Origin of the sequence: Kribbella sp. NPDC048928, from assembly GCF_043197975.1 — a bacterium.
Taxonomy (GTDB): Bacteria; Actinomycetota; Actinomycetes; order Propionibacteriales; family Kribbellaceae; genus Kribbella.
Genome location: NZ_JBICUC010000016.1, coordinates 18571 through 27738, shown reverse-complemented (window position 1 = coordinate 27738; position 9168 = coordinate 18571). Strand labels below are relative to the sequence as shown.

At 69.3% G+C, this 9168-nt stretch carries 7 protein-coding genes; 1 reads left to right on the top strand and 6 read right to left on the bottom strand.

The window, feature by feature from the left end; all coding sequences use genetic code 11:
• Nucleotides 1-833 precede the first annotated feature (833 nt).
• The 5 genes from ACGFI6_RS41265 to ACGFI6_RS41245 form a co-directional block, all read right to left on the bottom strand.
• On the bottom strand, nucleotides 834-1700 hold the full coding sequence (locus ACGFI6_RS41265) for a hypothetical protein (RefSeq protein WP_393128173.1): 867 nt from the start codon (nucleotides 1698-1700) through the stop codon (nucleotides 834-836).
• Nucleotides 1701-1759: 59 nt separating this feature from the next.
• On the bottom strand, nucleotides 1760-2029 hold the full coding sequence (locus ACGFI6_RS41260; protein WP_393128172.1) for a hypothetical protein: 270 nt from the start codon (nucleotides 2027-2029) through the stop codon (nucleotides 1760-1762).
• Nucleotides 2030-2659, bottom strand: coding sequence for a VC0807 family protein (locus ACGFI6_RS41255; protein ID WP_393128171.1), 630 nt, complete (start codon nucleotides 2657-2659; stop codon nucleotides 2030-2032).
• Nucleotides 2660-2729: 70 nt separating this feature from the next.
• On the bottom strand, nucleotides 2730-5477 hold the full coding sequence (locus ACGFI6_RS41250; protein ID WP_393128170.1) for an accessory Sec system translocase SecA2: 2748 nt from the start codon (nucleotides 5475-5477) through the stop codon (nucleotides 2730-2732).
• 45 nt (nucleotides 5478-5522) lie between these two features.
• Nucleotides 5523-6314: a GNAT family N-acetyltransferase gene (locus ACGFI6_RS41245; RefSeq protein WP_393128169.1), complete on the bottom strand. Its 792-nt coding sequence runs from the start codon at nucleotides 6312-6314 to the stop codon at nucleotides 5523-5525.
• A gap of 66 nt (nucleotides 6315-6380) precedes the next feature.
• On the opposite strand from ACGFI6_RS41245, the gene ACGFI6_RS41240 reads away from it, so the two are divergent.
• Nucleotides 6381-6986, top strand: coding sequence for a hypothetical protein (locus tag ACGFI6_RS41240; protein ID WP_393128168.1), 606 nt, complete (start codon nucleotides 6381-6383; stop codon nucleotides 6984-6986).
• Between the two features lie 4 nt (nucleotides 6987-6990).
• Here ACGFI6_RS41240 and ACGFI6_RS41235 read toward each other — a convergent pair whose 3' ends face one another.
• Nucleotides 6991-9009: a GxGYxYP domain-containing protein gene (locus ACGFI6_RS41235; RefSeq protein ID WP_393128167.1), complete on the bottom strand. Its 2019-nt coding sequence runs from the start codon at nucleotides 9007-9009 to the stop codon at nucleotides 6991-6993.
• Nucleotides 9010-9168 lie beyond the last annotated feature (159 nt).

The window sequence follows — 9168 nt, the reverse complement described above, 5'->3', positions numbered from 1 at the left end:
GCACGCACGGCACGGCACGCACGGCACGCACGGCACGCACGGCACGCACGGCACGCACGGGACGACACGGGACGTCACGTACGGCACGTACGGCACGGCACGCACGGCACGCACGGCACGCACGGCACGCACGGCACGCACGGGACGACACGGGACGTCACGTACGGCACGTACGGCAAGTGCGGCACGTACGGGACGACACGGGACGGCCTACGCGGCTCCGACGTGCGTAGACCCCACCGGCCCGCACGCCACCCGGCCTGCGGCCCCCCGCCGAGTCGTGGTAACTGGTTGCTGCCTGGCCCGTCGAGTCGTGGATTTCGGTCCGTCCCGCCAACCAATTTCCACGACTCAACGGCGGCGAGGTCAGGGGTAGGGCCGCTGGAGTGGGTGCCCACGCGCGGCCGGCCAACCCACGCGCGGTCGGCCAAACACCGCCCACGCGCAGCCATCCACGCGCTACCCGACCCCACGCCCACATCCACGCGCCAGCCGTCACCACCCCACCGCACCCCGCCCGAGCCCGGCCCCGCCCGAGCCCCGCCCCGCCCGAGTCCCGCCCCGCCGACCTTTCGCCTCGTCCGCCGAGTCGTGGCGGCTGGCTGCGCCTTGCGCCGGCGAGTCGTGGAGTTCGGCTGCCGACACGCCGGTCCGACCAACCAAGATCCACGAATCGGCGGCGGAGGACAGATGCGGCGGGGTCAGGGGTGGGCCAGCGGTCTGGGTGAGGTTGTGGGCAGGCGCGTTACGTCAGGCCCGGGGGTTTCGGCGGGGCGGGTGGGGGTGGGGGTGGGGGTGGGGGTGGGGGTGGGGGTGGGGTTGGGGCGTAGGGGTTAGCGGTCTTGGGTTGGGGGTGGGGGGTTGCGTAGGGCTCTGGTGTCTCGGCGGGTGGTGGGGGGTGGGGTGTTCAGGGTGTTGACGAGGTTTGTGCGGACTGAGCGGAGTTGGGCTTGGGCGGGGTCGTGGCGGGAGGCGACGGTTTGGGCGTGCTCGCGCCAAGCGTCGCGGGTTTCCTTCATGTACAGCCCGAGTGCGGGTGCCTTCAGTGCCAGGTCGGCCCAGAGCGGTGCGCCGGTGAGGTTGACTCCGAGGCTGTAGGCGAAGTAGGCGGACGTTGCGCGGGCTTGTCGTGCGATGACGTCGCGGCGGTTGATCGGCCTTTCGTGGCTCCGGGCGAGGTCCAGCCGGTTGTCCATCAGTTGTTGGCCCTGGCGGACCAGGTCGTCGGCTGCCTCGCGGAGTGGTTCGCTCACGCGGACCTTTGCGCTCTCGGCGATCACGTCCCGCAGTACGCTCGCGCGGCCGAAGCGGGTCAGCGATTCGGCCAGCCAGGCGCTGTCCTGGGACGGCTCGCCGGCTCTCCCGCCGTACGCCTCCGCAAAGTCCTTCCGGAGGTCCTCGATGCTCTTGGTCGGCAGCGGTCGGCCCTCGATCGAGGCGTCGTTGATCGCGAGCGCGGACGCCTCCTGCAGGCTGACACCCCATTTGTTGTTCGGGTCCAGTGAGAGGTCGGCCGCCTTTGCCAGGATCTGCTCGGAGTCGGTGCCTGCGCGGTCCAGGCGTACGTCGTCGAGCTCGAGCTTGCGCCACCAGTACGCCAGCCGGTCCGCCGTACGTCGAGCCTTGTCCGGCGCGTCCGCCGGAAACGACTGCTCGTACCGGTCCAGAGCCAGCAGAGCCTCGCCGGCAAACAGATCCACCACCTGCTGCGCAGCAGCAAGCTCATCCCTACTCGGCTGCCGACGCCCAGCCCGCGGACTCATTCCCCGTCGCCTCGCTCGGCTCGGCCTTCGTCGAGTTCGGCTTGGACTCGGTCTACTGCTTCGGCTCGGCGGCGGAGTCTGTCGAAGCGTTCGGACAGCTCGGGGTCGGCGAGCTGGTAGTCCGCGTCGTCGGCGGCCTCGGCCGGGATGTACCACCAGCGGTCGGCGTGGAACGTCGGACCGACCTCCATCCCGCGCAGCATCGGCGTCGCCTCGCCGCTGTCGATCAGCTCCGCCATCCGGTCTTGCGAAACGTAGTCGGTCACTCACCCGACTGTAGGGCGCCTGGGGGCGAAGACGGCGTGCCAAGTGCCGCTGCGGCGGAGGAGGATGATGGTTGGGACCTGTAGTACGACGATGGTGATGACGGTGATCACCGGGTCGGTCGCCGGTACGACGGAGATCGGCAGCGTGTACGAGACGACGATCCGCACCACGCCGTCGATGATCGTCGCGATTCCCCACCACACCGTGATCCACTTCCACGCGTTCCGGAATCGCTCGTTGGTCTCCCAGAACTCATCCATCAGGGGGCCCCGGCGCACCATCATCGCCCGAGTGACGACGTACGTGAGTGGCTGCGGATGCCGCAGCGACCACAGCGTGATGCCGGCGAACGGGAGGCTGATCCACGCGTTCCGGACGAGCAGCAACCGCGCGTCCCCACCGATCACGGCGACCACCGAACTCGCCACCATGCTGACCACGACGGCCATCCCGACGAGATCGGTACGGCGCTCGCGCACCAGCGAGACCGCCGAGCTGATCAGTCCGGGGACGACGCCGACGAGCAGCGCGTTCAGGTCGCTCACGCCGAGCGCCTTGAGACCGTAGTACAGGGCGAGCGGGATCGCGATGTCGACGATGAGCAGCCAGGGGCCGCGGTGCGTGGGCATGGACAGAGGTTCGCTCAGCAAGCCGCCGGCCCGCATCGAGCCGACGGCTGCCCACCCCTAGACCAAAGTCTCAGTCCTTCTTCTTGTCCTCGTCGGCTTCTTCGCCGGCTTCGTCGTCGTCGTCGGCCAGGTCTTCGGCGTCGGCGTCGGCGTCGCGGAGTTCCTCGGGGAGGTCGTCGGCGTCGAACTCCTCGGCGAGGAGCTCCTCGGGCTCGGCGACGGACTCGGGCTTGATCGCGTTCCGGAGCCGGCCGAGGATCCGGTCGGCCTCGGTGCCGAACGGGTTGTCGTTGACCAGGTACGTCCAGGTCGCGGTCGGCCGCGGGATCCCGCTGGCCTCCTCGTTCAGCCCCTCGGTGCCGATCTCGGCCTCGGCGAACGTCTCGGCCGCGTCCTTCCAGGAGTCCTCGATCAGGGTCTCGAACGACGCGATCGCCGACTTGTTGAACTCGTCGATCGGCTTCAGATGCACGATGCCGCCGGCCAGCGACCGCAGGTGGATGCCCTCGCGGAGGTCGGCCAGGTACGCCAGGTGATCGGTCCAGCGCCGATCCAGATGCCCCAGCGCGATCCGCCGCGCGGCGCTCTTCACCACGTCCTCGCCGACCTCGTCGACCAGTTCGTCGTACCGCTCCTTGGCGCGCTCGGCGAGCTCGGTCGCCGCGAGATCCTCGGTCAGCACCTGCTCGCGGGTCTCCAGCAGGATCGCGCGCTGCTGCCCGGTCAGGCGGTTGTACTGCCAGGTGGTGCGGTGCAGCTCGGCGTTCGCACCGTCCGCGACGCGCTGCGCGTGCTCGAGCATCGCGATCGACTTGCGGTCGGTGAGCCGGCCGGTGTCGTCCGGGTGCGGGCGCAGGCCCGACGAGACCGAGTACCGGGTGACGAGCTCGTCGGCGAGCGAGGCGAAGAACAGCGTGCCGCCCGGGTCGCCCTGCCGGCCGGCGCGGCCGCGCAGCTGGTCGTCGAGCCGCCGCGACGCGTGCAGGCCGGTGCCGACGACGTACAGGCCGCCGAGCTCGATGGCCTTCTCCTTGTCGTGCGTCTCGTCCTTGCCGCCCAGCCGGATGTCGGTACCGCGGCCGGCCATCTGCGTCGAGACCGTCACCGTCCCGGGCACACCGGCCTCGGCGATGATCGCGGCCTCTTCGGCGTCGTTCTTCGCGTTCAGGACGACGTGCGTGATCTCGGCGGCCTCGAGCTTGTCGCTGAGCTGCTCGGACTCCTCGACGCTGTGCGTGCCGATCAGGATCGGCCGCCCGGCCTCGTGCAGCTCGCCGATGTGCTTGACCAGTGCTTCGTTCTTCTGGTCGACGGTCAGGTACAGCCGGTCCTGGTCGTCCTTGCGGACGTTCGGCTTGTTCGGCGGGACGACCGCGACGTCGACGTCGTAGAACTCCTTGAGCGATTCGCCTACCACGACGGCGGTACCGGTCATGCCGCAGAGCGACTTGTACCGCTTGATCAGCGCCTGCACGGTGATGCTGTCGAGCACCTCGCCGGAGTCGCTGACCGGGACGGCTTCCTTCGCCTCGACCGCGGCCTGCAGACCGTCGGGCCAGCGCTGCAGCTTCGCGACCCGGCCGCGGTTGTTGTTGATCAGGCTGACCTTGCCGTCGCGTACCAGGTAGTCGACGTCCTTCCGCAACAACACCTCGGCATGCAGCGCGACGTTGATCTGCGTCAGCCGATCCAGATTCTCGTCGTCGTACAGATTGAACTTCGCCGGCGCAGCCTCGTCCGCCGCAGCGTCGTCCCCATCGGAATCCGCGTCCGCGTCGTCCGCCTCGGCGTCGTCCGGGTCAGCAGCTTGATCGGCGTCAGCGTCGTCCGTCTCCGCGACGTCCTCGTCGGCATCCGTGGCGGCGTCGGTCTCGACGGTCGCATCGGCGTCCGCCGCAGCCCCGTCCTCGCCCTCCTCGTCGACCTCAGCGACCGCGGCCTCGGCGGCTGCGGCGGCTTCAGCTGCGGCGGCGGCTTCGGCTGCGGCGCGTTCGCCGAGGGCTTCTTCTACCTTGTCGGTGCCCCTGTCGGTGAGCGCGACCGTACGGCCGTCGCCGTCGATCTCGTAGTCGACCCCGGCGCGCAGCGTGCGGACCAGCTGCACCACGTCGTCGTCGAGCGCCTCGGTACGGGTCGCGCCGGCCAGCACCATCGGCACCCGGGCCTCGTCGATCAGCACCGAGTCGGCCTCGTCGACGAGCGCCACGTCCGCGTCGACGGTGACCCGATCCGCGACGTCGGTGACGAGCCGGTCCCGCAGTACGTCGAAGCCGATCTCGTTGACCGGGACGTAGCAGACCTCGGCCTGGTACGCCTCCCGGCGCTCCTCCGGTGTCGACGCCTGGCCGACGTGCGACACGGTCACGCCGAGCAGCTCGTAGACCGGGCCCATCCACTCGGCGTCGCGCTGTGCCAGGTAGTCGTTGACCGCGAGCACATGCACCTTGCGCCCACCGAGCGCATACCCCGCGGCGGCGATCGCACCGGCCAGCGTCTTGCCCTCACCGGTCGCCATCTCGACGATCCGGCCCTGCAGCATCGCCAGCGCGCCGACGACCTGGCCGTCGAACGCGCGCTCGCCGATCGCCCGCCGCCCGGCGTCGCGCGCCAGGGCGAGGTACTCGATCTGCTCGTCCTCGTGCAGCCCGCCGGTGGTGCGCAGTTCCGCGACCGCCTCGGTGAGCTCTTCGTCGGTCAGGTCGACGACCGAATCCTCCGCCTCGCCGACCAGCTGGGTGAGCCGTTCGTACGGGCCGAGATCGATCGAGCCGGGGCGCTGCAGCAGCCGGCGGAAGCGGGAAGCGATTTTCAGGGCCATGATGCTGGCAACGTACAGCGTCGGTGTGTCGTTCCGCTCGTCAGGTCAGGGTGTCCACTCGTACGGTGTCGTCACAGTCACCGCGTGCAGGCCGAGCTTCTGGAGGATGGGGCGGGAGTCTTCGGAGGCGTCGACGCGGAGGAACTCGTAGCCGCGGTCCTTGGCCAGCCGGGCGCGGTGCGCGAGGAGAGTGGAGTACAACCCCTGCCGCCGCCACTGCGGGAGCGTGCCGCCGCCCCACAGGCTGCCGAATCCCGTCCCAGGGTGAAACCGGATCCACGCTGCCGAGATCGCCGGTCCACCCCGCAGTACGTCCTCGGCCAGGAACACCGACAGCCGGTCCGGGAACATTCGCGCCTCGGAGGCCAGCCGCTCCTCGACCCGCTCCAGCCCGTTGTGCCAGAGCGTGTCCATCAGGACGGCGATCCGGTGGTAGTCGTCCGGCCCCTCCGCCTCCCGCAGCCGCACCTTCGACGGCAGCGCGGACGGCCGCTCGAGGATCCGGTCCACCTCGCCGAGGATCAGCGTCTCCGGCTCGCCCTTCGTGAACCCGTGCCGCTCCAGCCGCTCCCCCAGGTCGGCCGGCTTGTCATAGGCGTACGTCTTCCACTCGAACGGCAGGCCGCGCTCCCGGAAGAACGCCACCTCCTGCGCAATCACCGCGTCCGGGTCCGCGCCCAGCCCGCGCGGCGTCTCCACAAACCCGGCGCCGTCGGCACCTTCGACGTACGAGCGATGAACCGGCCCGACGTGCTCCTGCTTCCAGCCCGGAATCGCGTCGGCGTCCGGAAGCCGGATGCGGCGCTGGAAAACGTCGAGGAGCTCGTCAGGCGTCATCTGCGCAGTCAACCAATCCACCGTACGGAGCGTCCAATGGGTAAGTCCTGAAGGGGGGACATCATCATGAAGATCCATCACAGCACCCCCAAGACGATCCTCGCCGCACTCGCGGTATTGGCTGTCCCGGCCGCCGCGTTCGCAGCCCCGGCAGCCGGATCAGCCTCCAGCTCAGTAGCCGGATCGTCCACCGCCCCCCGAACCACCGTGACCTCCTGCCCGTCGGGCTGGGGATCGCTGCCCGAGAGCAACAGCCGGATGGTGCAGTCGCCGGTGACGGGCGTCCGCACCGGCCGGCACCCCTGCTACGACCGGCTCGTGATCGACCTGCGCGGACGGTCCGCCGGGTACGACGTCCGGTACGTCGGCACCGTACGGCAGGACGGCTCCGGGGCCGCCGTCCCGCTTCGCGGCGGCGCCCGTCTGCAGGTGGTGGTGCGCGCACCGTCGTACAGCGCGGCCGGCACACCGACGTACACCCCGGCGAACGGCCGGGAACTGGCGAACGTGACCGGGTACAGCACGTTCCGCCAAGTGGCGTTCGCGGGCAGCTTCGAGGGGCAGACCACGATCGGGCTGGGCGTCCGCGCCCGGCTCCCGTTCCGCGTCTTCACGCTGGCGGGGCCGGGCTCGAACACCCGTCTCGTGGTGGACGTCGCCCACCGCTGGTAGTTGCCTACAGCACCCGGTTGAGCAGGTCGTAGAAGGTGTTCGCGAGCACCAGCTCGTACGGGTCGGTGAGCAGTGGGCCCAGTTCGGCCATGTCGGACGGGGCCCACGACCAGGCGCCGATCAGCCCCGAGATGAACAGCGGGCTGGCGCCGTCCCAACTCGCGATCCGCTGGTCGAGCGCGGCCTTGAACTCGGCCGCCTTGCCGGGTGCGCCCCAGCCGCCGGTGATCGGGATGCCACCCACCTTCGCGGTCAGGGTGTCACCGTCCCACGTCTGCATGATGCCCTTGGTCGGCGTGTAGGCGGCGAACCCCTTGGCGATCTCCTCGGACAGCAGGACCCAGGTGTTGTCCTGCCGGCCGCTGTACGCATACACAATGTCCAGCCCGGTACGGCTCATGAACGAGCCGGACATCTTCAGGTACTGCGTGAGTTCCTCGGGCTTCCACGACGCCGGGTACGTGTAGCCGGCGCCGGACGGCCCGCAGACGAGCAGGTCGTTCGAGGTCGCGGTCCGCTGGAAGTAGCTGTAGATGTTCGGACCGGCCTCGGCGAGCAACGGGTCGATCGTCCAGTTCGTCGGTACTTCGCCGCGCTTCGGGTCGTCCCAGATCTCGCGCAGCCGGCGTTGGCAGTACTGGATGTTGTCGCCCTCGCCGAACGTCAGCGTCAGGTACACCTTGTTCTTCGGCTTGTCGATGCGCCGGATCGGGCGCGGCTTGGACGAGATCGGCGACGTGAAGCCCGCGTGCACGGTGCCGTTCATGTAGAAGTCGGCCGCGACGACGGGCGATCCGCCCTTCGACGCGAGGTCGACGCCGTCCCATTCACCGGAGACGTCGTTCGCGAACCAGCCCATGTACGGGGCCAGCGTCGGCCACTTCGCGTAGTGCTCGATCAGCAGGTCGCCGGTCGCGCCGCCGGGTGGTAGCCAGCTGACCAGGGCCTTGGTGGCCACCACGTAGTCGCGGAAGTACGGGAACGGCTCGATCCGGGTCGGCGACGTGTCGGTGGCCGAAACCAGGTACTGGTTCCACATCTCCGCGGTGACGACCAGGGAGGTCGTACCCGCCGGCGGCTCGAACTTGTAGATCCAGTAGTTGCCGCCGTCGGCGAATCTGTTGGCGTCACCACCGATCGAGGAGTGCGAGCCGTCGAACAGGTACGGCTCCTCCTCCGGCGTACCGGGCTCGAAGGAGGCGATCACGGTGCCGTTCGCTTTCACCGAGAAGGTGCGCGCGGACCCACCCCAGCCGTCGTCGGTGAACGAGTCGGCGAACCTGACGTACACGGCCTCCTTGCCGAGCTTGGCCGACACGTCCAGGTTGTACACGCCGCGGTTGGAGGAGTCCCTGATCTGCTGGGTCTCGCGGGCGATCTCCAGCCACTGCACGCCTTCGACGTCGACCACCTGGGTCGGCGGCAGGCCCGCGAGCAGCTGCTTGGTGACCCGCGGGAACAGGTTGTCCAGCTGCCAGCGGTACGTCTTGACGCGGTCGTCGTCGAACATCCCGCGCAGGTCCTTCACGATCCTCAGCCCGTGCGCCTTCGCCTGGTCGGCGTCCGCGACGACGGCGTTCTCCAGGCCGGCGAGCGTGGTCGCGACGTTCAGCGAGTCCGGTACGGCAGGATCGTGGACGATCGCGCCGCGGATCCGGTGCCGGTACTTCGCGACCAGGTCCAGCGGGTTCTTGTAGAGCTTCTTCGGCAGGCGCATGTCGGACAGCCAGGCGGCGTCCGGGGCACTCACGGTTCCCGTGTCGTAGAGGAAGTACAACTCGGGCTCGGTTCGGTTGACGACGCCTTGCAACGTTGTCAGCAGGGTCTGATCTGCCCCACCGATTTTGCTGACGTCGCCGTAGTCAAGGTGTCGTGGGCGGCTGAACACCGGCAGCAGCCGAGCGGGGCTGCCGGACGTCGATGAAACTGCGGCTTGCGCTGTCGACGCGAAGGGTTGGAGAACCCCGAACCCACCCGCCGTCACCGCACCGCTGCCCGCCAGGAACGCACGTCTCGAAACCATCGCGACCACTCCCTGAGGTTGACATCGATGTCAAATCAGCCCGGAATCTAGCAACGTTGCGAGAGCGTGTACATAGCTCGCTTGGAATCGTTTCCGCCGGAACCCGCGACAGGCAATGGTGACCGGGGACAGATCACGGCCTGTCCCCGGTCACCATTG

Coding starts and splice junctions, on each gene's coding strand:
- ACGFI6_RS41255 (WP_393128171.1), bottom strand. CDS start 2,659: ATGCCCACGCACCGCGGCCCCTGGCTGCTCATCGTCGACATCGCGATC.
- ACGFI6_RS41250 (WP_393128170.1), bottom strand. CDS start 5,477: ATGGCCCTGAAAATCGCTTCCCGCTTCCGCCGGCTGCTGCAGCGCCCC.
- ACGFI6_RS41245 (WP_393128169.1), bottom strand. CDS start 6,314: ATGACGCCTGACGAGCTCCTCGACGTTTTCCAGCGCCGCATCCGGCTT.
- ACGFI6_RS41240 (WP_393128168.1), top strand. CDS start 6,381: ATGAAGATCCATCACAGCACCCCCAAGACGATCCTCGCCGCACTCGCG.
- ACGFI6_RS41235 (WP_393128167.1), bottom strand. CDS start 9,009: ATGGTTTCGAGACGTGCGTTCCTGGCGGGCAGCGGTGCGGTGACGGCG.